The sequence below is a fragment of the Nocardia sp. NBC_01730 genome (assembly GCF_035920445.1).
GTDB lineage: Bacteria > Actinomycetota > Actinomycetes > Mycobacteriales > Mycobacteriaceae > Nocardia.
Genome location: NZ_CP109162.1, coordinates 6,113,722 through 6,139,295 on the forward strand (window position 1 = coordinate 6,113,722; position 25,574 = coordinate 6,139,295).

Annotated in this window: 17 protein-coding genes; 15 read left to right on the plus strand and 2 right to left on the minus strand. The window is 66.9% G+C overall.

What is annotated here, in order from left to right:
• Positions 1 to 159 precede the first annotated feature (159 nt).
• Positions 160 to 960, plus strand: coding sequence for an HAD family hydrolase (locus OHB12_RS25625; RefSeq protein ID WP_442800136.1), 801 nt, complete (start codon positions 160 to 162; stop codon positions 958 to 960).
• Positions 961 to 1,470: 510 nt separating this feature from the next.
• Here the strand turns inward: OHB12_RS25625 and OHB12_RS25630 are convergent.
• On the minus strand, positions 1,471 to 3,897 hold the full coding sequence (locus OHB12_RS25630) for an N-acetylmuramoyl-L-alanine amidase (RefSeq protein ID WP_327111428.1): 2,427 nt from the start codon (positions 3,895 to 3,897) through the stop codon (positions 1,471 to 1,473).
• A 275-nt stretch (positions 3,898 to 4,172) separates the two neighbouring features.
• Here OHB12_RS25630 and OHB12_RS25635 point away from each other — a divergent pair, with 275 nt between their 5' ends.
• Both OHB12_RS25635 and OHB12_RS25640 read left to right on the plus strand, forming a co-directional pair.
• On the plus strand, positions 4,173 to 6,272 hold the full coding sequence (locus OHB12_RS25635; RefSeq protein ID WP_327111430.1) for a SpoIID/LytB domain-containing protein: 2,100 nt from the start codon (positions 4,173 to 4,175) through the stop codon (positions 6,270 to 6,272).
• A 428-nt stretch (positions 6,273 to 6,700) separates the two neighbouring features.
• Positions 6,701 to 7,465: a MerR family transcriptional regulator gene (locus OHB12_RS25640; RefSeq protein WP_327111432.1), complete on the plus strand. Its 765-nt coding sequence runs from the start codon at positions 6,701 to 6,703 to the stop codon at positions 7,463 to 7,465.
• A 234-nt stretch (positions 7,466 to 7,699) separates the two neighbouring features.
• Here the strand turns inward: OHB12_RS25640 and OHB12_RS25645 are convergent, their stop codons facing one another.
• Positions 7,700 to 7,906 (minus strand): hypothetical protein, encoded by a 207-nt coding sequence (locus OHB12_RS25645; protein ID WP_327111434.1) that lies wholly within the window; start codon positions 7,904 to 7,906, stop codon positions 7,700 to 7,702.
• A 312-nt stretch (positions 7,907 to 8,218) separates the two neighbouring features.
• Between OHB12_RS25645 and glf the strand changes: the two genes are divergently transcribed.
• From glf to OHB12_RS25705, 12 genes are all read left to right on the plus strand, one after another.
• Positions 8,219 to 9,451, plus strand: a complete 1,233-nt coding sequence (gene glf, locus OHB12_RS25650) for a UDP-galactopyranose mutase (protein WP_327111436.1) — start codon at positions 8,219 to 8,221, stop codon at positions 9,449 to 9,451.
• Positions 9,452 to 9,536: 85 nt separating this feature from the next.
• On the plus strand, positions 9,537 to 11,477 hold the full coding sequence (locus OHB12_RS25655) for a glycosyltransferase (protein WP_327111438.1): 1,941 nt from the start codon (positions 9,537 to 9,539) through the stop codon (positions 11,475 to 11,477).
• A gap of 128 nt (positions 11,478 to 11,605) precedes the next feature.
• The gene (locus OHB12_RS25660) at positions 11,606 to 12,115 is read left to right on the plus strand and encodes a phosphatase PAP2 family protein (RefSeq protein ID WP_442800137.1); all 510 of its coding nucleotides are present in this window, start codon (positions 11,606 to 11,608) and stop codon (positions 12,113 to 12,115) included.
• Between the two features lies 1 nt (position 12,116).
• Complete coding sequence (locus tag OHB12_RS25665) at positions 12,117 to 13,043, plus strand: decaprenyl-phosphate phosphoribosyltransferase (protein ID WP_327111440.1); 927 nt, start codon at positions 12,117 to 12,119, stop codon at positions 13,041 to 13,043.
• 4 nt (positions 13,044 to 13,047) lie between these two features.
• Positions 13,048 to 14,997, plus strand: coding sequence for a flagellar motor control protein ZomB (zomB, locus tag OHB12_RS25670; protein WP_327121450.1), 1,950 nt, complete (start codon positions 13,048 to 13,050; stop codon positions 14,995 to 14,997).
• A gap of 226 nt (positions 14,998 to 15,223) precedes the next feature.
• Entirely contained in the window at positions 15,224 to 16,288 is a 1,065-nt protein-coding gene (locus tag OHB12_RS25675; protein WP_327111442.1) for an alpha/beta hydrolase, read from the plus strand.
• Positions 16,289 to 17,048: 760 nt separating this feature from the next.
• Positions 17,049 to 18,104: an alpha/beta hydrolase gene (locus OHB12_RS25680; RefSeq protein WP_327121453.1), complete on the plus strand. Its 1,056-nt coding sequence runs from the start codon at positions 17,049 to 17,051 to the stop codon at positions 18,102 to 18,104.
• A 575-nt stretch (positions 18,105 to 18,679) separates the two neighbouring features.
• Entirely contained in the window at positions 18,680 to 19,720 is a 1,041-nt protein-coding gene (locus tag OHB12_RS25685; protein WP_327111444.1) for an alpha/beta hydrolase, read from the plus strand.
• A 271-nt stretch (positions 19,721 to 19,991) separates the two neighbouring features.
• A complete protein-coding gene (locus tag OHB12_RS25690; protein WP_327111446.1) occupies positions 19,992 to 21,791 on the plus strand; it encodes an alpha/beta hydrolase-fold protein in 1,800 nt (599 codons plus the stop codon).
• An 874-nt stretch (positions 21,792 to 22,665) separates the two neighbouring features.
• The gene (locus OHB12_RS25695; RefSeq protein WP_327111448.1) at positions 22,666 to 23,178 is read left to right on the plus strand and encodes a DUF732 domain-containing protein; all 513 of its coding nucleotides are present in this window, start codon (positions 22,666 to 22,668) and stop codon (positions 23,176 to 23,178) included.
• Complete coding sequence (locus OHB12_RS25700) at positions 23,175 to 24,161, plus strand: cutinase family protein (RefSeq protein ID WP_327111450.1); 987 nt, start codon at positions 23,175 to 23,177, stop codon at positions 24,159 to 24,161. The genes OHB12_RS25695 and OHB12_RS25700 overlap by 4 nt, the downstream gene beginning before the upstream one ends.
• 249 nt (positions 24,162 to 24,410) lie before the next feature.
• Positions 24,411 to 25,400, plus strand: a complete 990-nt coding sequence (locus OHB12_RS25705; RefSeq protein ID WP_327121455.1) for an LLM class F420-dependent oxidoreductase — start codon at positions 24,411 to 24,413, stop codon at positions 25,398 to 25,400.
• Positions 25,401 to 25,574: the final 174 nt, after the last annotated feature.

A 25,574-nucleotide genomic window follows, 5' to 3' on the forward strand; every position in this document is an offset into this window, starting at 1 on the left:
GGCCAGCGTCGGTATTGCCCCCGATCATAAGGATGCGGGTGCGTACGCGTGTGGCACGCGGTGTCCGGGCATGTCCACATCGATCTGGCGGTGAGCCGGGCGGCCGGGTCGTCCGGCAGGATGGAATAGGTGACGCTCTTGCACCTGCCCAAGCCGAAGATGGTGGCCACCGATGTGGACGGGACGCTCATCGATCACGACGAGCAGGTCACCGCACGGACCAGGGCTGCCGTGGACGCGCTGATCACCGACGGTGTGCCGTTCGTGCTCGCCACCGGGCGTCCGCCGCGCTGGATCGACCCGGTGGTCGACGGGCTGGGGTACGCGCCGCTGTGCGTGTGCGGCAACGGCGCGGTGATCTACGACAGTGCCTCCGATCGGGTGCTCGCCAGCATGACACTGGACGTGGCGACGCTCGGCTGGCTCGCGGACCTGGCCGAATGGGCGCTGCCCGGCTGCGGTCTCGCCGCTGAACGGGTCGGTGCGAGCGCGCACGACGCGGTGACGCCGCAGTTCGTCAGCTCGCCACAATACGAGCACGCCTGGCTGAATCCCGACGACACTTCCGTCGCCCGCGAGGAGGTCATCGACGCTCCCGCCATCAAGATGCTGGTCCGCCTACCGGGCGCGCGTAGCTCCGACATGCGCACCGTGCTCGCACCGCTGATCGGGGAGCGCGCCGATATCACCTACTCGACCGAGCACGGGCTCATCGAACTGTCCGCACCAGGCATCAGCAAGGCATCGGGCCTCGCGGTGGTCGCGCAGCGCCTCGGAGTGGCGGCCGACACCATTATCGCGTTCGGCGATATGCCCAACGACGTCCCCATGCTCACCATGGCAGGTCACGGCGTCGCGATGCGCAACGCCCACCCCGAAGCCCTCGCCGCCGCCGACGAGATCGCCGAATCCAACTCCGACGACGGTGTGGCCCGGGTCCTCGAACGCTGGTGGGTCTGAGTTTGTTTGGCCGCGGCTGCGCCGCGAACGGACAATGCTTGGTCTCGCTGCGCTCGGAACCGGGGGTTGGGCCGATGTGGTCGCGTTGGGTGGGGGACTGCGGCACCGGGCGTTTGCGGCTGCTGAAGTGGGCGGTGGACGCGCGGCCGCTGCTGGCGGCTTCGTCGCGGACGCGTCGGCTCCTACAGATGCGAGCGCGGCCGTGTTTTTGCAGCGTTTGTTTTTGCAGCGCGGCCGGGCCGCGAACGGGTGATGCTCGGTCTCTCGCTCGAAAGCGGCTGTGAGACGGCGTGCGGCGGGGGCGGTGTCGTTGCCGCGGTCAACGCGCAGCGTCTCGCAGTGGGGGTGCTGGAGCACGGTTGATCTTCTCCACGCCGATGCATGGCGTGCGGGACGGAACCTGGGACGGGCTGCTCGAGGTCGGTGGGTGTTGAGCCAGAAACATTCGGAGCCCGCGCGCTTGGTTGGCGGCGGGCTCCGAAGAGGGTGTTGCTGTGCGGGGTCGGTAATTCAGCCCTCGGGGGACGGGGCGTGCTCACCGGCGGGTGCCGGGGTACCCGCCGGGGCGACAGCTACCGGCGCAGGGCCAGCCGGTGTCTGGACATCATCCGGTGTCCGGCTGTCCTGGGCTGAGTCGGCGGGTGCTATCCCGGCACGATCCGGGGCGGGAGTGTCCGCGTTCGCCGATGCGGGGCCGGTGGGTGATTGGGCGCTGTCCGGTGTCTGGCCATCCGGGGCTGAGCTGGTGGGTGCTGCGGCAGGGTCCGGGGCGGGGGTGTCCGCGTTCGCCGATGCGGGGCCAGTGGGTGACTGGGCACCGTTTGTAGTCTGGTTGCCATCCGGAGTCGCGTCGACCGCGGGTACCGGGTCGCCCGTAGGGGCAGTCGGAGCTTGGGCTCCGTCCGGGGCCGGAACCCCTGCCGGAGCGGGACCTGCCACCGCACCGTTCCGGTTGCGGTTCACCTGTTGCTGGTAGGTGTCGTTGTAGGTCTTCCAGACCGTGGTGACGATTCCGGTGAGTTGGTTGAGAATCAGTGAGCCGTACTGGAAGTCGGCGCGCTGACCGTCCGGGACCGGGTACGCGTTCGTCGTCGGGAGACCGAGGATGCCCGCGTCGGCGCCGAGCTGGAGGAAGCGGTCCAGGATGGTGCCGAGCACCTCGACGACCTGCCCGTTCGGTGCGGTGTAGACATAGCCGTTGGTGAATTTGGCGTACTGCTGACCCTGCGCCGCAGGGAGCACGTCCGACTGCGCGCCGCCGAGCGGACCGTTCGGGCCGCCGGTCGCCGACCAGTGCCTGGCGATGATGTTCTCGTGCACCATGTCCAGCAGTTTGGTGGTCAGCGCGGCGAGGGCCGCCAGGTCGGTCTGGCCGCGCGGCGGGGTCTGGCTGTTCGGTCCGGATGCACCAGGGGCGCCGGCGGCGAGGTCGCGGATCCGGTCCATCAGCGCGTAAGCGGCGTCGCCGGGGCAGCTGGTGTTGCCGACGTCGCGGTGCGCGAAGACGATCGGCAGCCGCACGGCCTCACCTTGTGGGTAGGGGGTGAACTGGGTGCCCTCGGAGTACATCGTGGTGTAGCCCTTGGGGTCCAGTCCGGCGACTGTGGTGCGCCAGCCGATGAACTTGCCGATCGCAGTGAGCGATTCGTTCGTGGGCTGCTCGGATTCGTAGTTGCCCATCAGCGCGACACCGGACGTGTTCTCGTTGAACCCGCCCGCGTGTGCGCCTTGCACCGGGCGGTCCAGCCCGCCGAAGCGGCCCTCGAAGATCTGGCCGTACCTGTCGACGAGCGCGTTGTAGCCGATGTCGCACCAGCCGAGCGTTTTCGCGTGGTAGGTGTAGATCGAGCGGACGATGCCCGCAGATTCGGATTTGCTGTAGTCGTTGCGACCGGCGGTGTGATGCACGGTGACGCCACCGAGATCGTCGTCGTAGGTCGGCTCGTCGCAGCGGATCGATTCGTCGGCGCCCCATTGGGCGCGGGTGATCACGTTCGGCCCGCTGCCGGGCAGCGCTGCGGCCACGTTGTCGAGCGAGCCGTCGATGGCACCGCGCCCCGGATCGATGAGCACGGCGGTCAGCGCGTCGGCGGAGTGCTGCGCCGGGTCGTCCGAATGCAGGGCGGGCTGCTCGAGGGGGGTGGGGGTCTGCCGCGCGGTCTGTTTGCGGGTCACCAGTACCTGCACCGCGTTCGTATTGCCCACGTAGATCGGCTCGGTGCCGTCGGTGGCGCCCTTGCCGGAGCGGTCGGTGCGGTGCGTGTCGACCGGTTCGGTGTCGTACCAGGGGCCCCAGGTGCCGTCGGGTTGCCGAGCGCGGATCGTCGCCTTGGTGTTGTCCAACTCCTTGGCGGTGAGCGCGACCATGCTGAACGGGATGTCTCTGGACAGTTCTTTCACCTGAGCGCCGACCTGAGTCATCAGCTCGGGCGGCACGGCGCCAGGAGACAGCGCAGGGGTGTCAGGGGTGGTGCCCGGCTCCAGCTGGGCGGGGTCGGCGATGAAACGTACACCCCCCGGAGCCTGTTCTGGATTCGAACTCTGACTGTTGGGCATCGGACCCGAAGGAATGTTCTGGCCGTAGGTTTGGCCGGTATTCAGATTGGGCAAGGGAATTTCTTCGGGTAGTTGCACACCGGGTGGTAGCGGGAGTCCTTGCGGAACCGGAATGGACGTCGGAATCGGCAGCATGCGCAGATCGGAAAGATGTAGATCGGGCAGGTCGAGTCCGGTCAGTTCGCGCAGCGGCAGCACGATGTCGGGCATGCTGTTGAGCACGACCTCGGCGAGTTGGGCGGGCACAGCGGCCAGGTTGTCGTCGGTGGCGGTGCGGTACTCGGTCGAATCACCGAGCGTGAGCGCGCCGAACGGCGCTGCTACCGCGAGGGTGGTGACAACCGGGAGCACGTAGGAGCGTTTCGGTTTGCGGTACCGCACGAGTGTCTCCAATCAGGTCGAACCAACGACCATGAGCACAATCAGGGTTGCTTCTTGACGCATCAACAATCACAATAGCCACAATTGTCACACGCCTAAACCTCTGGTCGAGGATTATGATTGCTCGAATGTAGCTCTCGTATTGCGACCGGCTCGTTCGACATGCCGACATGTGCCGACCGGTCCCGGAAAGTGGGAGTGAACGGATGCGACGAACGCGGAACCGGAATGAGCAAGCCAAACGCCCGCCATCGAGGCAACGGTGGCGGGCCCGTGTGCAATCGACTTTCTCGCCGCGCCGTGTGCTGGTCAACGGCGGAACCGTGCTCCTGGCGGGCATCGTGTCCCTGCTGTGGGGCTGGTGGGGTGACGAGCCCTACCGCACCGTGGCCGGACCGGGGCACGGACGCGGCATGAGCCAGGTCGGCGCCTTCGAGAGCGCGCGCGACGGGTGGGGCGCGGAACGAATCCTCGCGCACTACTACCCCGGAGCGGCCCTGGGCGCCATCCCGCCGAACGCCGTCCGGGTCCGGCTCATGGAGCAGGACGACTCATCGCTGGATGTCTATGCCGATGCCGGTCTGTGGGTGGCGGGCCGCGAACTCGCGCCAGATCAGGCCGCGCATCTGACACCGCTGCCCGACGGCGGCGCGAACGTGGTCGTGACGGTCGGCTGCGACGGCGACGTGCTGTGGCAGACCGCGACCGACGATCCGTGGGCCTATCCGGTCGATCTTCTTCCAAATCGGCCGGCCGCGGAACATCTCACGTTGTGTGGCGGGCCGGCCTACCGCGGCACGCTCGGCGTGGCCACCGAGGACGGCGAAGCCCGCACGGTCAATCAGGTGGATGTCGAGGACTATGTACTCGGCGTTGTCCCGGCCGAGGTGCAGGCTGATTGGGCGGACGAGGGCGCGGCCGAGGCGCTGCGCGCGCAGGCGATCGCGGCGCGCTCGTACACCCTTGCCGAGCAGCGGTATCCGTACGCGCAGACGTGCGACACCACCGACTGTCAGGTGTACCCCGGCACCGCGAAGGAGGATCCGCGAGCGACCGCGGCAGTCGCCACCACCACAGGCATGGTACTGCTGCGCGACGGGCGGATCCTCCGATCGGAGTACTCCGCCGCACCTGACGGCGGGGAGCCCGCGGACATCTACACCTTCGATGTAGGCCCGGCGCCCAGTGACCTGTTCGCCACCGCCGCGCCCGAGGACCCGCGCGCGCAAGCGCCGATCACCGAGTCGATGATCGATGCCGAGTACCGGCGGATCGGCGGCGCGAACAGTGCGGTCGGGCAACCGGTCGGACCGGAGATGATCCTGCCGCAGCAAGCGGGGACCTACCGGAACTACACCAACGGTGTCATCATCGCGACGCCGACGCTCGGCGCGCGGGTCGTCGACTTCACAACGTTGCTGCAGATGGTGCCGGACCCGAAGGTGACCCAGGTGCCGCCGGTTGGTGGGGTGCCGCCGGTTGGTGGGGTGCCGCCGGTTGGTGGGGTGCCGCCGGTTGGTGGGGTGCCGCCGGTTGGTGGGGTGCCGCCGGTTGGTGGGGTGCCGCCGGTTGGTGGGGTGCCGCCGGTTGGTGGGGTGCCGCCGGTTGGTGGGGTGCCGCCGGTTGGTGGGGTGCCGCCGGTTGGTGGGGTGCCGCCGGTTGGTGGGGTGCCGCCGGTTGGTGGGGTGCCGCCGGTTGGTGGGGTGCCGCCGGTTGGTGGGGTGCCGCCGGTTGGTGGGGTGCCGCCGGTTGGTGGGGTGCCGCCGGTTGGTGGGGTGCCGCCGGTTGGTGGGGTGCCGCCGGTTGGTGGGGTGCCGCCGGTTGGTGGGGTGCCGCCGGTTGGTGGGGTGCCGCCGGTTGGTGGGGTGCCGCCGGTTGGTGGGGTGCCGCCGGTTGGTGGGGTGCCGCCGGTTGGTGGGGTGCCGCCGGTTGGTGGGGTGCCGCCGGTTGGTGGGGTGCCGCCGGTTGGTGGGGTGCCGCCGGTTGGTGGGGTGCCGCCGGTTGGTGGGGTGCCGCCGGTTGGTGGGGTGCCGCCGGTTGGTGGGGTGCCGCCGGTTGGTGGGGTGCCGCCGGTTGGTGGGGTGCCGCCGGTTGGTGGGGTGCCGCCGGTTGGTGGGGTGCCGCCGGTTGGTGGGGTGCCGCCGGTTGGTGGGGTGCCGCCGGTTGGTGGGGTGCCGCCGGTTGGTGGGGTGCCGCCGGTTGGTGGGGTGCCGCCGGTTGGTGCGTCCTCTGCTAATTCGATTACGGCTGCTGGTGCGATCCCGTCCAATGGTTCGGTTACGCAAAGTGACGCGACGCCGCCCACCAGCGCGGTCTCGCCCAGTGCTGCGCGGCCGACCCCCTCCAGCTCCATGGGACCCGCCCACCACCCCTGACGCCTGGCGGACGAGCGGCACACCACGGAGGCATCTCTCGACGTTTGCCACAGCGATGTGCCACTCATCGCAGGAAAGTCGGTCCGGCGGAGGCTTTTGGTCTCGAGCCGACCGATCCGGTTGGTGATCGCGCCCTCGGTCGCCATGGCGACCTCGAGCTGCGCGCCCGCGGTGAGGTCGTCGGCGCCGGATCGCCGCAGTGTGGCCGGCACGTCGAACTCCCAGAAATCATGTCGAACTCGTCGAAGAACCACCTGAGGTCTTGTTCGACCCGTCGGCACCATGCTCGGCCAATCGGTGGGGGCCCGAGGAGCCGGTCACACCCGCGCCTGTTCCGATGCGCTGGCATCCGAAATAGAGGTTGACCTTGACGTAGCGTCAACTTGCATGCTGATTGCACCGACGAGAGCAGAAGGGAGAACACGGTCATGGCCACGGTCACCGGAGAATGGTCCATTCAGGACTTGGCGAAGGCGGCCGGTACCACCAGTCGCACGCTGCGCCACTACGGGCAGCTCGGGCTGCTGCCGCCCAGCCGGGTCGGCGCCAACGGGTACCGCTACTACGACCAGGGCTCCCTCGTGCGGTTGCAACGCATCCTGTTGCTGCGGGAACTCGGCCTCGGCCTTCCGGTCATCGCCGAAGTTCTTGCCGGAGAACAGGACACCGCCGCCGCGCTGCGCACACACCTGGAACTGCTTCGGCAGGAACAAGATCGGATCCGGCGCCGGATCGAGTCGGTCCACATCACGCTGCAGAAGACGGAAAGAGGTGAACAACTCGTGGCAGCAGAAGTTTTCGACGGCTTCGATCACACCGAATACAGCGACGAGGTGATCGAACGCTGGGGCAAGGACGCCTACGAGAGCGGCGACCGCTGGTGGCGCTCGATCTCCGACGCGGACAAGAAGACGTTCCAGCAGACCCACCTGGACATCGCCGCCGACTACGGCCGGGCGCACGCCGCCGGGCTCGCGCCCGACAGCGGCGAGGTGCAGGCCATTGCCCAGCGCCATCACGACTGGATCGGGATCGGCTGGCAGGGTCGCCCTGTCGTCAAGGAGGCCTTCGTCGGTCTCGGTGAGATGTATGTCGCCGACCTGCGATTCGCGGCCAACTATGACGTGTATGGGGCGGGCACCGCGGAGTTCGTGCGAGACGCGATGAAGGTCTACGCCGAGCGTCGACTCTAGACCGCACCTGGCCGTCGGCCGGTACGCACAGGACGCGTACCGGCCGACGGCCATTCCGCACCCCCAGCGGCGCTCGCTTTCGGCATCGTCGGCGACGAACTCGGCCGCCCCGCAAGCGCTCTCGCCTTCCCGCAGTGTGGCCACCATCCATCGGCGCCGCGGCCTCGACCGCACCGGTGACATCTCGCAGACGGACTCATCCGCTTCGACGCGGTGCCCGACCGTGGCCGCCGTTTATGATCGGTCGTCGCCGGAGGGGCCGCGTCCGAGTGCGTGCATCAGTTGGTTTTCCGTGATCGGGGGGACCGGCAGCGGGTGGGCAGCCACCGCGCGCAGTCCATCGAGGATCAGGGCGAGGTTGCGGCGCCAGGCGCCGGGAGCGATATGGGTGGTGGCCTCGACGATTCGGGTGTGCGACCAGGTGAGGTTACCGCTGCCCACAGCGGCCAACGGTCCAGTGGCGGCGTGCGGGCGGAATTTCGCGATCCGCGCCCGTAGTCGAGCACGGCGATCCAGTCGGTGCGGGCGGCATGATCGGCCGCCGGCTCGCATCCCGGACGGCCGCGAACTCGACGTGCGATCAGTTGGGGCGAGCAGTAAACCGCCGCCCACAGGCGGCCGGTACAATGTTCGGCAAACATCCGGCGAAATTTGGATGCCCCCGGTGCGAAACCGTCCGCCGGAGCAGCGCCGCCCACCGCCGCATCCGACTCCACCCGGACGCGGCGGAGACTTCGGATACTCTGGGCTCCCGTGACCGTCGCATCGTCCCCGGGTAACTCCGTCAATTCCACCTCACAGTTCGATCTGATCATCGTCGGCTCCGGATTCTTCGGGCTGACCGTTGCCGAACGCGCCGCCACCGTGCTGGGCAAACGGGTATTAGTGATCGACCGCCGCCATCACATCGGCGGTAACGCGTACTCCGAACCAGATCCGGAAACCGGGATCGAGATCCACAAGTACGGCGCACACCTGTTCCACACCTCGAACAAGCGCGTGTGGGATTACGTCACCCAGTTCACCGAGTTCACCGGGTATCAGCATCGCGTCGTCGCGATGCACAAGGGACAGGCCTACCAGTTCCCGATGGGGCTCGGTCTGGTCTCCCAGTTCTTCGGCCGCTACTTCTCACCGGAGGAGGCGCGCGAGCTGATCGCCGAGCAGGCCTCGGAGATCGAGACCAAGGACGCGCAGAACCTCGAGGAGAAGGCCATCTCGCTCATCGGCCGCCCGCTCTACGAGGCGTTCGTGCGCGATTACACCGCCAAGCAGTGGCAGACCGATCCGAAGGAACTGCCCGCGGGCAACATCACTCGCCTCCCGGTGCGCTACACCTTCGACAACCGCTACTTCAACGACATCTACGAGGGTCTGCCCCGCGAGGGTTACACGAAGTGGCTGGAGAACATGGCCGCCTCCGACCTGATCGAGGTGCGGCTGAATACCGACTGGTTCGAGGTGCGTGACCAGTTGCGGGCCGAGAGCCCGGACGCACCGGTTGTCTACACCGGCCCGCTGGACCGCTACTTCGACTACAGCGAGGGCGAGCTGGGCTGGCGCACCATCGATTTCGAGACCGAGGTGCTGCCGACCGGCGATTTCCAGGGGATCTCGGTGATGAACTACAACGACGCGGACGTGCCCTACACCCGCATCATCGAGCCGCGCCACTTCCACCCCGAGCGCGACTACCCGACCGACAAGACCGTGATCATGCGGGAGTTTTCGCGGTTCGCGCAGACCGGTGACGAACCGTATTACCCGATCAACACCCCTGAGGACCGGGCCAAGCTGCTGGCCTACCGCGACCTGGCCAAGAACGAGACCGCGACGGCGAAGGTCGTGTTCGGCGGTCGCCTCGGCACATACCAGTACCTGGATATGCACATGGCGATCGGTAGCGCACTGAGCACGTTCGACAATGTGCTGCGGCCGCACCTGGAAGACGGGGCGCCGCTCGTGGACGACCAGGAGGCCAGATGAGTCACCGGACGATGAGCCACACGCACCGAGCCCTGCGCACCGAAGCCGTCCGGGTGCGGGCATCCCGCAACAATGCAGGAGCAGAATGACCTCCCAATCCATCTTGGAAGACATGACCATCGAAACCCGTGCGACTTCGCTGCTGCAGCGCATCATCCTGCCCCGGCCGGGTGAGCCGCTCGACGTGCGGACCCTCTACGTCGAGGAGTCGGCGACCAACGCCCGCCGTGCGCATGCCACCACCCGCACGTCGCTGTCGGTCGGTGCGGAATCCGAGGTCTCGTTCTGCACCTACTTCAACGCGCTGCCCGCGAGCTACTGGCGGCGCTGGAGCATCCTCGAGTCGGTCGTGCTCCGGCTGGAACTGGCCGGACACGGGCGCGTGGATGTGTACCGCTCGAAGGCCGACGGCTCGCGAATCCACGTGCAGGGCAAGGAGTTCGCGGTCGCGGCGGGTACCGACTCGGTTGTCGTCGAGTTCGAGGCCGACCTCCGCCCATTCGAGGACGGCGGCTGGATCTGGTTCGACATCACCACCGATACGGCGGTCACGCTGCTGTCCGGCGGCTGGTACGCGCCGGTCGAGGCGCCGGGCGAAGGCAGCGTCGCGGTCGGCATGCCCACCTTCAACCGGCCCACCGACGCGGTGAAAACCCTTGCCGCCCTCGGCTCGGACCCGCTGGTGCTGGAGAAGATCAAGGCCGTGATCATTCCGGACCAGGGCACCGAAAAGGTGGTCGACGAGCCCGGCTTCGCGGAATCGTCCGCGGCGCTCGGAGATCGGCTGGCCATCTACAACCAGCCCAACCTCGGCGGTTCCGGCGGCTACAGCCGGGTCATGTACGAGGCGCTGAAAACCACCGACGCCGAGTACATCGTCTACATGGACGACGACATCGAGATCGAGCCGGACTCGATCCTGCGCGCACTGGCCTTCGCCCGGTTCGCGAAGTCGCCGGTTCTGGTCGGCGGCCAGATGCTCAACCTGCAGGAGCGTTCGCACCTGCACGTCATGGGCGAGGTCGTCGACCGCGGCATCTTCATGTGGACCGCCGCGCCGAACGTCGAGTACGACCACGACTTCTCGAAGTACCCGCTCAAGGACCGGGACAACTCCAAGCTGCTGCACCGGCGTATCGACGTCGACTTCAACGGCTGGTGGACCTGCGTCATCCCACGCCGGGTCGCCGAGGAACTCGGCCAGCCTCTTCCGCTGTTCCTGAAATGGGACGACGCCGAGTACGGCCTGCGCGCCCGCGCCGCCGGGTACCCGACCGTCACCCTGCCCGGCGCCGCCGTCTGGCACATGGCCTGGAGCGACAAGGACGACGCCATCGACTGGCAGGCGTACTTCCACCTGCGTAACCGGTTGGTGGTAGCCTCGCTGCACCTGCCAGGTAGCGGTCGCGCGATGGTCGTCAACACGATCAAGGCGACCCTGAAACACCTACTGTGCCTGGAGTATTCGACGGTCGCGATCCAGAACCTGGCCATCCGCGACTTCCTCGCGGGCCCCGAACGGCTGTTCCAGCTGCTGCCGAGCGCGCTCGGCGCGGTGCACGAACTGCGCAAGCAATACCCGGATGCGGTGATCCTGCCTTCGTCCACCGAATTGCCGCTGGCCAGTCACATCGGCGTCAGCGCGGTCGGCGAGCCGGCCAACCCGATCGCCAAGGTGGTCCGGCTGGCCAAGGGCGTAGTGCACAACTTCCGCTCGGCCCACACTGAACATCACGAGACCCCGCAGCTGAACGTGCCGACGCTGGACGCACGCTGGTTCCTGCTCTCGCAGGTCGACGGCGTCACTGTCACCACAGCGGATGGTCGAGGCGTGGTCTATCGCAAACGTGATCCGCGCCAAGCGCTCGGTCTGTTCAAGGAGGCGATGCGCCTGCGCAAAGAGCTGGCCGCTCGCTTCCCGGAGATGCAGCAGCGCTACCGTGCCGCACATCCGCAGCTGACCAGCACGGCGGCCTGGGAGAAGGTCTTCGGCATCGGCGACGACACGAAGGGTGGACAGCGGTGAGCCTCGGAGCGAACGCGGCCGACGACGCGGCGGCGGTCCGGCCGCCGCAGAGCGCGAACGGCCACGGCGGCCCGGTGTCCGCGGTACCAGCGGCGTGCTGCGAGCAGGTATCACCCGAGGTCGCCGTCATCAACGCCGTGCAGGCCGCGCTCGGCAGCAAACCCACCGTGGTCTCCGCGGCGCGCGGCATGTCGCACTTCGGCGAGCACGCGCTCGGCTGGGTCGGCATCGCCGCCGCGGGCTGGCTGGTGGACAAACCACGGCGTAGGCAGTGGGCCGGGGTCGCGGTCGGCGCGGTCGGCGCGCACGCGGCCTCGATCGTCATCAAGCGCATCGTCCGGCGGCCTCGCCCGAACGATCCATCGGTGCAGGTCAACGTGGGTACCCCGAGCAAACTTAGCTTCCCGTCCTCGCACGCGACCTCGACCACGGCGGCGGCCGTGTTGCTCGGCCGATTGACCGGGCTACCCTTGCCTGCGGTGCTCGTCCCCCCGATGCTGCTATCCCGGGTGGTTCTCGGGGTGCACTATCCCTCCGACGTGCTCGCCGGTTCCGCGCTCGGTGCCGCGTCCGCCGCTGCCCTGCTTGCCGCCGAAAAGAGACTTGATAGTGACCGCACAAGAAAGAGCTTTGGTTGACATGAGTGAAGAGCCGACCGGCGCCGACCTAGCCGAGGCCGCCGTCAAGGGTCCGCCCAAGACGCTGGCCGGCGGTCTGTTCAAGGCTGTCCGGCCGCGGCAGTGGGTGAAGAACGTCCTGGTGCTCGCAGCGCCGCTGGCCGCGGGCACGGCCAGCGACGTGGACGTGCTCGCCCATGTCGGCATCGCCTTCGTGGTGTTCTGCATGGCGGCGTCGGGCATCTACCTGGTCAACGACTCGCTCGACGTGGAAGCCGACCGGGCGCACCCGACCAAGCGGTTCCGGCCGATCGCTGCCGGCATCGTCCCGGTGAACCTGGCCTACTTGCTCTCGGCGGTGCTGCTGGCCGGGGCGATCGCGGGGTCGTTCCTGGCTTCATGGCATCTGGCCGTGGTGATGACCATTTACATCGGAATCCAGTTGGCCTACTGCTTCGGCCTCAAGCACCAAGCCGTGCTGGACATCTGCATTGTGTCCTCAGGTTTCCTGCTGCGCGCGGTGGCCGGCGGCGCGGCGGCGAGCATCCCGCTCTCGCAGTGGTTCCTGCTGATCATGGCTTTCGGTTCGCTCTTCATGGCGGCGGGCAAGCGCTACGCCGAACTGCAGATCGCGCTGGGCACCGGCGCGAAGATCCGCAAGTCGCTCGAGTACTACACCCCGACATACCTGCGCTTCATCTGGACCCTGGCCGCGACGGCGGTGGTGGTGTTCTACGGGCTGTGGGCGTTCGAGCAGGACGGCAAGAATCACACCGAATGGTTCGCGATCTCGATGATTCCGTTTACCATCGCAATCCTGCGTTACGCGGTCGACGTCGATGGTGGCGAGGCCGGTGAGCCCGAAGAGATCGCGCTGGGGGACCGTATCCTCCAGTTCCTCGCAATTGCCTGGATCGGAGCGGTAGGTGTCGCTGTCTATCTCACCTGACGAGATGCTGGTAGCGGAGCGAACGGAATACGCGGGGGAGCGGCCGGCTGATGAGCTCATGCCCTCCGCATTGCGGTTCGCACGTCTATCCAAAGCCACGTTCGTCGGTGGGATCGCGCTCACCGTTGTCCTTTTCGCGGTCGGTGGCTGGCAGCGGCGCTGGATCGCCGATGACGGCCTCATCGTGTTGCGGACTGTTCGCAATCTGCTTGCGGGCAACGGCCCAGTCTTCAACAAGGGCGAGCGCGTCGAAACCAACACCAGTACCGCATGGACCTACCTCGTCTGGTTCTTCAGCTGGCTGACCCAGGCGCGACTCGAGTACGTGGTGCTCGGCGTCGCGCTGACGGTGTCGCTGGCCGCGGTGGCGTTCGCCATGTTCGGCTCGTCCCGGTTGTGGGGCGGGACCGGGTCGGGTCTGCTGCTGCCCGCGGGGGTGCTCGTCTACATCGCGCTACCCCCGGCCAGGGACTACGTCACCTCCGGCCTGGAGAGCGGCCTGGTGATCTGCTGGATCGGCTTGCTCTGGTGGCAGCTGATGCGGTGGAGCCAGGCGAAATCGGTTCGGCTGCCCGGTTTGCTCGGCTTGGTCTTCCTCGCCGGGCTCGCGCCGCTGATCCGTCCCGAGATGACGCTCGTCGGCGCACTGGCACTGCTGATGATCTTCCTTGCACCCATGCCGGAGAGCAGGATTCGCCCGATCGTGCTGCGCGTGGTGATCGTCGCGGTGGCCGGGCTGGTTCCGCTGGGCTACCAGATCTGGCGAATGGGCTACTACGGCCTGCCCTATCCGAACACCGCGGTCGCGAAGGACGCGGGCGGCGCTAAGTGGAGTCAGGGCTTCACCTATCTCTGGAATCTGGTCGGTCCCTACTTCCTGTGGGTACCGCTGCTGGTGCTGCTGATCGGCGGGGTGGTCGCGGCGCGCGCCCGTTCCCAGCGAATTGGGGCGCCGTCCGAGCACGCCGCGGACGAAGAGCGCGGTTGGTCGGTGCAGCGGGTTCGGGAACGACTGCGCTCGCCGGGCGCAGTGGTCACGCTTGTGCTGTTCAGCGGATTCATCTTGACCGTCTACGCGCTGCGCGTCGGCGGCGACTTCATGCACGGCCGCATGCTGCTTCCGCAGCTGTTCCTCCTGCTGCTTCCGGTCGCGGTGATCCCGATCCGGCTGCCGGAAGGCGGCTTGCGCGGGGCGACGGCCGCTGACTGGTCCTTCGCGGTGATCCTGTTCGCGCTCGTCGGCACCGCGGGCTGGGCGCTGTTCGCCGCCGGCACCACCGCGATCAAGACCGGCACCAAGATCACCTCGACCGGCATCGTCGACGAGCGCGTCTACTACGTCCTCAACACCGGTCACGACCATCCGATCCTGGCGGAGGATTACCTGGATTACCCGCGCATCCGCGCGATGGTCGACGACATCGCGGCCACCCCGAACGGCGGGCTGTTGCTCAATTCGCCTTCCTTCATGTTCTGGTATGTCGCTCCACCGCCGCAGCCCATCCCCGTCGGCGGCGTCGGCCACTCGGTTTACTTCTTGAATCTCGGGATGACCAGCATGAACGTTCCGCTGAACGTCCAGGTGATCGATCCGATGGGCCTGGCCTACCCGCTGGCCGCGCACACCGACCGGCTCACCGACGGCCGGATCGGGCACGACAAGAGCCTGTACCCGGACTGGGTCGTCGTGGACACCGGCATGGTGGACAGGAAACCGTGGATGCCCTGGTACCTGGACGAGAAGTGGGTGACCCAGGCGCGCACCGCGATGGGCTGCCCGGGCACCCAGGCGCTGATGATCTCCTACCGCGACCCGCTCACGTTCGAGCGCTTCCAGCACAATCTGCGCAATTCGCTGCGATTCGCCAAGTACCGGATGGATCGGGTGCCGAAGTACGACATTCAGCGCTGCGGGCTGGTCGATCCGTTTCCCCAGCCGGTCGTGCCACGCTGATCCGGACCCCGCTGGGCTCACCGTTCACGGTGGGCCCAGCGGTTCCATTGACGAATCCGATAAAGTGGCGTGCACCGCTTTATTTCGTTTTGATAACGTCCAGGCATCGATGCCGCGATAGGCTGCGATGCGTACGCCTCAGCTGTGGCGTCCGCTGATCGTGGGAATCGGCGGGTTATCGTGTGGACGGCTGCCACGGTCGCCGTAGAACGAAAGGTCGAAACTGATGCGAGGCGTGATCAGACGTCTGAATACTCGAAAAGCAGGGGCCCGGCTCAAGCGTTCGATGCTGGTGTCGCTGGCTGTTCTGCTACCGCTCGGGGTGTCGGTGGCAGGCCCTGCCGCTCCGGCGTCCGCCGCTCTCAATCCGGACGGCTTCGACTTCTGGGTCGATTCCGAGATGGGGCCGATCAAGTCGCGCGTCTTCCGCGCGGCCGACGGTAACACCGGGCGCGTCGTGTACGCGCTGGACGGCATGCGTGCGCGCAACGACCTCAGCGGCTGGGAGATCGACACCGAGGTCGCGCGCGAGCTGACCAAATGGAATATCAACGTCGTCATGCCGGTCGGCGGCCCGTCCAGCTTCTACGCCGACTGGAACGCTCCGAGCGACTTCTTCGGTCTCGGCAGCGCGGGCTCCTCGTCGACCGGTTCGGCGAACTCCGGCTCCGGTCTGCTGACCGGTTCCGTGGGCGGCCCGGGCAAGTCCAGCACCTACAAGTGGGAGACGTTCCTCACCACCAACCTGCGCTCGGCGCTGCGCGACCGGCTCGGGTTCAACCCGAACGGCAACGGTGTATTCGGCCTGTCCATGGGCGGCAGCGCCGCGCTGACGCTGGCCGCCTACCACCCTCAACAGTTCCGTTATGCCGGTTCGTACTCCGGCTACCTGAACATCTCCGCGCCGGGCATGCGCGAGGCGCTCCGCGTGGCGATGCTGGACGCGGGTGGCTACAACATCGACGCCATGGCGCCACCGTGGGGTCCGCAGTGGCTGCGGATGGACCCGTTCGTGTTCGCGCCGCAGCTGAAGGCCAACAACACCCGGCTGTGGGTCTCCGCGGGTAGCGGTCTGCCGAGCGGGGCGGACGGCCTGAGCTTCAATACCGTCAACGCGATGGGTCTGGAAGCGCTGGCGCTGGCCAACACCCGTGCGTTCCAGGTCCGCATGCTGACGCTGGGTGCGGGCAACATCACCTACGACTTCCCAGCCGTCGGAGTGCACAACTGGAACTACTGGGCCGACGAGGTGTATCGGATGATCCCGGATCTGTCGGCCAATATCGGCTGAACTATTTTGCAGCGCCTGCGGCGCTGCGTGTTCGCGGCCCCGGGAAGTCTCGCGTCCGAGCGATCGGGACTGGCGACTGCGTCGCATGCGCTTCGATCGCTCGGACGCGAGACGGGCCGCGAACGGTGCTCGTAAGACTCGCACTCGACGGGGCTGAGTTGGTCGGCGCCGTCCGTGAAGGACCGCCCTGTGTACTTGTGTGCAGGGCGGTCTTTCGAATATCCGCAGTGGCCTTCCAGCCGTTTTGTGGCTCGGTCCGAGCGGCCGAGGCCAACAGGTGCGGTGCATGCGCTTCGGTCACTCGGACCCCAAACGGGCCGCGAACGTGCTTGTAGGACGCTGTGTTTGTTTTGCAGCACCTTCGGCGCGTTGTTCGGCGGCCTTTTCGGCTTGCGACCGAGGGTTCGAGAAACATGCCGCAAACGTGCTCGTAAGGCGCGCACCCGACGGTGTGAGTTGGTCGGTGTTTGGAGAAAGAACGTTCGGTGTGTGCTTGTGCATCGGGCGGTCTTTCGTATTCCACAGTCGTCCGCGACTCTGTTTACAACGAATATGAAGCGGAAGACCTCTCGGTAGTTGTGGCAGGGATCACCATCTAGCAACATGTAGGCATCCGTTTTCGATTGATACACGAAGAACATGCACCGAGGTCGTTTCGTCCGTTCTTGGTGGACGTCGGGATTTCGGTGTCCGATGAGGGGCCGGTGGAGATCGCTAGAAATTTGCCGACCCGGCCGCCTGAGCGAAAGGGTCGAGTGTGATGCACAGTGCGCGCGGGAGACGCGGGCTCGATAGGTCAACAGGTTCATGGCTGCGGCGATCGGCTATCGGTATCGCGGCGGCGATGCTGCTGCCGTTCGGCGCGACCGTCATGGGCACCGGCGCCACCGCATCGGCGGCGTTCAACCCGGCGGCCTTCGACTTCTGGGTCGATTCCGGCATGGGCCCGATCAAGTCCCGGGTCCTGCGTGCCGCGGATGGCAACACCAACCGCGTCGTCTATGTGCTGGATGGCTTGCGGGCACCGGAGAACCTGAACGGCTGGGAGATCGAGACCAACATCCCCGAGGTGCTGGCCGGCCAGAACATCAACGTGGTCATGCCAGTCGGTGGAATGTCGAGTTTCTACGCCGACTGGAACGCGCCGAGCGAGTTCTTCGGCGTCCCGGCAGGCAGTGGCTCGAGCACCGGCTCCGGCGGGCTCGACGGGTTCGCCGGCGGGCCTGGCAAGAGCTACCGGTACCAGTGGGAAACGTTCCTGACCAACAATCTGCGCTGGGCCCTGCGCGACCGGCTCGGGTTCAATCCGAACCGCAACGGCGCCTTCGGCTTGTCCATGGGCGGCAGCGCCGCGCTGACGCTGGCCGCCTACCATCCGGACCAGTTCAGCTTCGCCGGTTCGTTCTCCGGCTACCTGAACAACTCCGCGCCGGGCATGCGTGAGGCCATTCGCATGGCCATGATGGACGCGGGCGGCTATAACGTCGACTCGATGGCGCCGCCCTGGAGTCCGCAGTGGTTGCACATGGACCCGTTCGTCTTCGCGCCCAACCTGGTCCGCAACGGCACGCGCCTGTGGATCGCCGCGGCGAGCGGTCTGCCAGGTGCCACCGACCAGCCGAGCTTCAATACCCTCAACGGCATGGAGTTGGAGGCGCTGGCGCTGGCGAACACCCGCGCGTTCCAGGTTCGAATGGGGACGCTGGGTGGCGGCAACGTTGTCTACTCCTTCCCGTCCTACGGCGTCCACGCCTGGAACAATTGGTCCGAAGAGGCCCTCAGGATGCTCCCGGATCTATCCGCCAACATCGGCTGAGTTATTGGCCGCGTTCGGCGCGGCGTGTTCGCGGCCCTTGTTGGCTCGCGTCCGAGCGATCGAGACCGGCGACTGCGTCGCATGCGCTACGTCGCTCGGACGCGAGTCGGGCCGCGAACGGGCAAAGCTCGGTCTCACTTCGCTCGGAACCGGAACTAGGCCGATGAATCCTGCGAAGTCGCGTCGGTGCTCCAGCGGAGCGGGACCACGCAGGACCAATGTTCGAGATGCTGTCCGACCTGAGTGCGAATCCTGGGGTAAGTGACCGTTCCCGCCGTGAATGGAATATCTTGGGTTCCAACACGACATCACCGCGAGAACGCGATAGGGTCACCGCACCATCACATACTGCGAACGGGCGGATTTCGGCAGTTGAAAGCCCCGGGCCTTGCTTAGGCGAGAGGTGTCGAATATCGTCCACCGAGCGCAAGTGTGACCAGAACGTTGTAGCGCCGTCGCTAGTACCGGAATGTCGGGATCCGGTGCGTCGTGACGTGTGTCTCGTTGGCAGCACGGGTGCTTCCGCCCCTCGAAGTGGCGAGCGGCACCACGACAGCAGAAAGAGAGCAGAATTCATGCGTTTCGGCAGGGCGGCCGCGCCGAAGAGAACCAAATCGGGACGGCGACGCGCACCTCGTGGTTGGCGTAATCGAATTCTGGCTGTTGGTGCCGCTGTAGTGGCGCTACCGATCGCCGCAGGGATGGTGATCCCGACTGTTGCCACCGCGGCGCCGTCGGCACACGCGCCGGTGCTGCGGTCTCCCGCGGGCGGCTACGAGGACCTGATGGTCCCCTCCAGCATGGGTCCGATCAAGGTCCAGGTGCAGTGGGCTTCGCGTGGCGGCAACGCGGCGCTCTACTTGCTCGACGGTCTGCGGGCGCGCGACGACCGCAACGCCTGGTCGTTCGAGACCAACGCGATGCAGCAGTTCGGCAACGACAACATCACCCTGGTGATGCCGGTCGGCGGCCAGTCCAGCTTCTACACCGACTGGTACGCGCCGTCGAACCTGAACGGCCAGAAGACCACGTACAAGTGGGAGACCTTCCTCACCAAGGAGCTCCCGACCTTCCTGGAGGGCTACGGCGTCTCGCGCACCAACAACGCGGTCGCCGGTCTGTCCATGGGCGGTAGCGGGGCGCTGGCCCTCGCGGCCTACCACCGCGACCAGTTCAAGTTCGCCGCCTCCTACTCCGGCTACCTGAACATCTCCGCGCCGGGCATGCGCGAGGCGATCCGCATCGCGATGCTGGACGCGGGCCGCTTCAACGTCGACTCGATGGCTGCGCCGTGGAGCCCGGCGTGGCTGCGGATGGACCCGTTCGTGTTCGCGCCGCAGCTGCGGGGCCTGCCGATGTACATCTCGGCGGCCAGCGGCCTGCCGGGTCCGTATGATCAGCCGAACTCGGCGGTCGGCGTGTTCAACACCAGCACCGCGATGGGGCTGGAAGCCCTCTCACTGGTGAACACCCGCGCGTTCCAGGCCCGTCTGAACTCGCTGGGCATCCCGGCCCGGTTCGACTTCCCGGCCGCGGGCACCCACACCTGGAAGTACTGGGAGAGTCAGCTGTTCGCCTCGCGCAACATGATCCTGGACGCCACCGGCGGCTGGTGACCTAGTTCGCCGCTTCGCGTATTCAGGCCGCACCGGTTTCGGTGCGGCCTGAATCGCGTTTCGGGGCAGGCTCGATCGAACCTGCTCGATAGCCTTCGGCACGAGCACGCGGATTCCTTGCCCAGCAAATCAGGCAACGCGGTCTGCTCGCAGCGCGTGTCTTCCCGAAACAACGCCAGTGCGGGAGTACAAAGCTCTTGTGGCAGGGATTACATGCGGTAATAGGGAAAGGCGCGGACGTCGCGGTGCTCGTCCGGCCCGCGGGCGGCTCATGCTGCTCGCCACCGCCATGGTGTTATTGCTAGCCGCGGGTTTGCCCGTCGACGCCCCTGCCGCCGCGCAGCCCACCGTGACTTCCACTCCGCCGCTTGTGGAGAAGGTCGTGTGGCTCACCGACCGGAGGGTCTCGCTGTGGGTCACCTCGCCGTCCATGGGGTCGCCGATTCAGGTGCAGCTGCTGCTGGCAAGAGACTGGAACACCCGTCCGGACGCCAGATTCCCGGTGCTGCTCCTGCTTGACGGCCTGCGCGCCGCCAACGACGAGAGCGGTTGGACCAAGGACGCGGGCGCGGTCGACTTCTTCGCCGACAAGAACGTCACCGTCGTGCTTCCGGTCGGAGGCCAGGCCAGCTTCTATTCCGATTGGCTCGAGCCGAACAACGGCCACAACTACAAGTGGGAAACCTTCCTGACCAAGGAACTTCCTCCGCTGCTCGAGAGCCAGTGGCGGGCAACGGAGGTGCGTGGCATGGAGGGCCTGTCGATGGGCGGAACGGCCGCCATGTTCCTCGCCGCGCGCAATCCCGGCTTCGTGAGGTACGCCGCCGCGTATTCAGGTTTCCTGACCACGACGACACTGGGCATGCCGCAGGCTATCCAGTTCGCTATGCGCGACGCGGGCGGATTCGACTCGGCCGCCATGTGGGGTCCGCCGACGAGTTCGGAGTGGGAGGGACACGACCCGTACACGCTGGCCGACAAGCTGAAAGGGGTCAGCCTCTACATCTCCAGTGGCAGCGGCGCGACCGGTCCCTACGACCATGCCTCCGGCATCCCCGGGCTGAGCACCAACGTCGCGGGTATGGGCCTGGAGCTCCTGTCCCGACTCACTTCGCAGAACTTTGTGACCAAGCTGGGCAAGCTGGCTATTCCGGCCCAGGTGAACTACCGCTCGTCCGGCACGCACTCCTGGCCGTACTGGGATTTCGAAATGCGCCAGTCCTGGACACATGCCGCGGCCGCGCTCGGTGTCGACCCGGGCAAGCCCGCCTGCGTGGCGGTTGGTGCGATCGACGCGGCGGCTGCCGTGAACGGCTGGCTCGGCGAGTGTCTCACCGGCGAGTACCAGGTGGCCGGTGGGGTGGCGCAGGACTTCAAGGGCGGCCGGGTGTTCTTCTCGCCTGGCAGCGGCGCGCACTCGGTGGGCGGCATGATCGGCGGCGGGTACCAGGCCGCCATGGGGCCGGCCGGGCTGCTCGGGCTGCCCACCGGCGACGAGCGCCCGCTGCCGGACGGCCGTGGCAGGCTGCAGACCTTCCAGAACGGCTCGCTGTACTGGACGCCGCAGACCGGCGTCCAGGCGGTGCGTGGCGCGATCCTGGAGGAATGGGGCAGGCAGGGCTACGAGCGCGGCCCTGCGGGCTACCCGATAGCACCGGAGGTCCAGACGCCGAACAACGCCGGCGCGGTGCAGGCCTTCGAGAACGGCCCGTTCTACTACAGCGAGAAGACCGGTGTGCATCGCGTCCAGGGCCTGATCCTGGGCAAGTACGCCCAAATGGGCTATGAGAACAGCTGGTTGGGGTTCCCGGTCGCCGAGGAAGAGCCGCTGAAAAATCTCGGCCGGTTCAGCTGCTTCGAGGGCGGCAACGTCTACTGGAGCCCGGTATCGGGTGCCTGGGCCGTGCAGAACGGTTCGATCTTGGACGCCTGGCGCGACGCCGGATACGAGAACGGCAAGCTCGGGTATCCGATCAGCGACCAGTTCCCCATTCCTGGCGGTGTGCAGCAGAACTTCCAAGCCGGATTCATCACGGTGCGCGACGGCGCACCGGAAGTTCACAGCATCTGAATACAGACCGGTCTGTTAAAGGATGAGATGCGCTTCTGAAATGGCCAGCACGCATGAGCTGCAATCACCCGCCGCTGCGAGTCGATATCGCGTTATTCCCTACGCACCGCATCGTCCTCCCGAATCAAGCATTCGGGTGCTTCGCCGCCCTCAGTGAAGGTTGAAAATCGCGCCTCGATCTCGCCTTCGGAACGGCCACCCACCAACCATCCGGGCGGCACCCCGAACCGCGGTCGCCAGCCCCGATCACCCCAACTTTCGTTAGAAGCGAGACCGAGCTATTTCCCGTTCGCGGCCCGGCTCGCGTCCGGGCGGTTGACGCGCCCGCGACCCAGTCGCCAGTGGCAGCTGCACAAACGCAGGCGCAAGGGGGTCGCGAACACGCAGCGCCGTCCGGCGTAGCCCACCCCACTATTACCGCGATCACTCGGCCGGGCTCCCCGTTTCGAGCGCAGCGAGACGGAGCATTGCTCGTTCGCGGCCGGCCCGGGTCTAGGCGGCCCACGTGTTCGCGACCTAGTCGTCAGCGGTAATGGGTTTGCGAGCACGCAGCGCTGCGCGGGCGGTCAGTCCCACCGAAACGATCGTCTGCTAGCGCGACCACTCGGCCGGCCTCCCAATTCCGAGCGCAGCGAGACCGAGCATTGCTCGTTCGCGGCCCGGCTCGCGTCCGAGCGGCCGACGCGTCCGCGACGAAGTCGCCAGCGGCGGTCGCTCGGACGCGAGCCATGAAGGGGCCGCGAACACGCCGCGCCGAAGGCGCGGCAAATCAAACACAGCCGCGAACACGCAGTGCCGAAGGCGCGGCAAATCAAACACAGTAGCCTGGTGGTCGACCCGACCCGCTTCGCGAACAGATCGAGGACAAGAATTCATGCATCGGACCCGTGGAAAGGTAGTCGGCGTGGTTGCCGCGATCGCAGCGACCGGCCTGCTCACCGCGTGTGGTGACAATGATTCGACCGTATCGAGCACGCCGTCCCGCACGACGACGGCGACGCAGCAGGCCACCTCGTCGACCACCGCCATCGCCACCGGAGAGCCCGCGCCGGAGCAGCCGCCCACGAGCACGGAGGCGCAGGAACGGCCGCAGCCGGTGCCTACCGAGGCCGCTCCGCCCGCGGACACCTCGAAGCTCACCGACAAGGACAAGAGGTTCATCGACGAGCTGCAGAAGCAGGGCATCACCCCCGCCACGCCCGACATCGCGCTGAGTATCGGCGCGTATGTCTGCCAGGGCACCGCGGCGGGCGCGTCTGATCAGGATCTGATGACCTTCGTCACCGCGATGGCCGGTTCGGACCCGTCCTTCGATCCGGCGAAGATGCCGGTCGAGCGGGCCGGGCAGATCTACATCTCCGCCGCCAAGGCGACGTACTGCCAGTGAGTGTGCGCAGCCGTTCGACGTCCCGCCGGTCCAAGCGGGCGGGATGTTTGATCTTGATCGGCGTCGTCGTGCTGATCATCCTTGTCGCCCTGCTGCTGTGGTATCTGCTCGCGGGGCGGTTGCGGCCGCCGGAGCCGGGACCGAAGCCGCCGGAGCGACCGACCTCACAGCCTGCGAGTTGTCCTGACGTACAGATGGTTTCGGTGCCAGGCACCTGGGAGTCGAACAGCTACGACGATCCGCACAACCCGGCCGCGAACCCGTTGTCGCTGATGCTCAACGTCTCCGATCCGGTTGCGCAGCAGTTCCCGCACGAGCGGCTGGACGTGTACACCGTCCCGTACGTCGCGCAGTTCTCCAACCCGATCGCGATTCCGCCGGACGGCCAGCAGTCCTACAACAACAGCCGCTCCGAGGGAACCAAGCGGATGGTCGACGCGATGGTCGCCCGCAACAAGGAGTGCCCGCTGACCACCTATGTGATTGCCGGGTTCTCCCAGGGCGCGGTGATCGCGGGCGATATCGCCGCGCAGATCGGTGCGGACAACGGCCCGGTGCCCGCCGACCTTGTGCTCGGCGTGATGCTGATCGCCGACGGCAGGCGTACCGGCGACACGGGGCCGGGCCAGGCGATCCAGATCGGCACGCCCCCGCCAGGCGTGGGTGCCGAAGTCGCGCTGAATGGGCTCAACGTGCCGGGCATCACGATGACCGGTCCGCGTCAAGGGGGCTTCGGCTCGCTGGCCGACCGTACCTACACGATCTGCGCGCCAGGCGATCTGATCTGCGACGCACCGAGGGAGGCGCTGAGCCCGTGGAACGTCGTGGTCAGCCTGAACACCCTGGTCCGCGCGGTGGGCAATCCGGTGCACAGCCTCTACAACGGCTTCGTCGTCGACGTCGACGGCACCACCGCGACACAGTGGACGGCCGGCTGGGTCGACGGTCTCATCGAGACAGCGCCGCATCCGCCGCATCCGTGAGAATTCACAGCACGTGAGATACCCCGCAGGCGGATGGCGTGACAAGCGCAACTCGAGTCGGGCAGCACGCTGTAAAGTGCGCTGGTGATCGCGACGCCGGGCAACGCCGTACGCACCGGCGTCGCGCCCGATTTTCCCCACAGCCAGGAGCATGAGTTCATGACAGATGCCGCCGCTAGCGATCGCTTGCGGGTCGCTCGAAACGGCACCGCACCGGCCACCACGGCGAGCCGTGAAGCGGATGCTGCGTTGACCGCGCTGGGTACTCCGTTGCGCCCGTTCCGCTTCGCGGCGGCGGGCGAGGGAAACAAGCAGGAGGGCGGTGCCCGCAAATTCGTCCAGACGGCGCAGCAGGCCGAGGAGTACGGCTTCGACACCTTCGTGGTGCCCGACCACCTCGGTGAGCAGATCGGACCGATCGCCGCGCTAGGCGCACTCACCCAGGCCACCGAGAAGATTCGCCTGGGAACCTCTGTTCTGGCGAACGGTTTCCGGCACCCTGTCGTGCTGGCCAAGGACCTGGCCACCATCGACGTGCTGTCCAAGGGCCGGCTCGAGGTCGGTCTCGGCGCGGGATGGATCAAGGAAGAGTTCGAGAACGCGGGCCTCCCCTACGAGTCGCCAGGCATCCGGCTGGAGAAGCTGGACGAGGCGTTGACCATCCTCGACGTGCTGCTGCGCGGCCAGGAGTGCACCTTCGACGGCAAGCACTACCAGGTGCGCGGCATCAAGGGCACGCCACGGCCGCGGCAGGGTCCGCGCCCGCCGATCTGTACCGGCGGCGGCGGTCCGAAGATGCTGCGGCTGGCAGCCAAGCACGCGGACATCGTCTCCGTCGTTCCGGTCACCACCAAGAACGGCAAGGGCCTGCTGTCCGGCATCACCATCGAGAAGGCCGTGGAAAAGGTGAACTTGATCAAGGAGGCCGCCGGTGACCGGTTCGCCGACATCGAGCTGAACTGGGCCATCACCGCTGTCGTGATCACCGACGATCGCGAGAAGACCGCGGAGATGGCGCTTTCGGCGTTGGATAGGGGGCTGCACCCGAATCTCGAGGTGGACGTTCAGCTGTCCGTCGAGGACATCCTGAACTCCCCCTATGTGGCGATCGGCACATTCGAAGAGATCGCCGAGCAGATCCGACGTGTGCGCGACCTCACCTCGATGTCGTACGTGGGTGTATTTCCCACTCAGATGGACGCGTTCGCCCCCGTGATTCCCCTGCTGCGGGACGAGTGAGCCGGTCTTCTCTGTAACATGACTCTGGTTTGAGTAAATCTAGCCGATAGCGGTCACCGCGCAGACCGCACAAAATCTGCAGGCCGGCTCTGCACTTGGAGCAACCCGCGGGCGAAAGCGAGTCGGGGCCACACAGGTAACAGCGGCGATCTCGCCGTCTTGCTGCGTGTGCCT

What these genes read in the sequence shown, in the direction of transcription:
- OHB12_RS25680 (WP_327121453.1), top strand. Translation starts at nt 17,049, where the DNA reads ATGCACAGTGCGCGCGGGAGACGCGGGCTCGATAGGTCAACAGGTTCA.
- OHB12_RS25665 (WP_327111440.1), top strand. Translation starts at nt 12,117, where the DNA reads ATGAGTGAAGAGCCGACCGGCGCCGACCTAGCCGAGGCCGCCGTCAAG.
- OHB12_RS25675 (WP_327111442.1), top strand. Translation starts at nt 15,224, where the DNA reads ATGCGAGGCGTGATCAGACGTCTGAATACTCGAAAAGCAGGGGCCCGG.
- OHB12_RS25625 (WP_442800136.1), top strand. Translation starts at nt 160, where the DNA reads ATGGTGGCCACCGATGTGGACGGGACGCTCATCGATCACGACGAGCAG.
- OHB12_RS25695 (WP_327111448.1), top strand. Translation starts at nt 22,666, where the DNA reads ATGCATCGGACCCGTGGAAAGGTAGTCGGCGTGGTTGCCGCGATCGCA.
- OHB12_RS25690 (WP_327111446.1), top strand. Translation starts at nt 19,992, where the DNA reads ATGCTGCTCGCCACCGCCATGGTGTTATTGCTAGCCGCGGGTTTGCCC.
- OHB12_RS25655 (WP_327111438.1), top strand. Translation starts at nt 9,537, where the DNA reads ATGACCTCCCAATCCATCTTGGAAGACATGACCATCGAAACCCGTGCG.
- zomB (WP_327121450.1), top strand. Translation starts at nt 13,048, where the DNA reads ATGCTGGTAGCGGAGCGAACGGAATACGCGGGGGAGCGGCCGGCTGAT.
- OHB12_RS25685 (WP_327111444.1), top strand. Translation starts at nt 18,680, where the DNA reads ATGCGTTTCGGCAGGGCGGCCGCGCCGAAGAGAACCAAATCGGGACGG.
- OHB12_RS25640 (WP_327111432.1), top strand. Translation starts at nt 6,701, where the DNA reads ATGGCCACGGTCACCGGAGAATGGTCCATTCAGGACTTGGCGAAGGCG.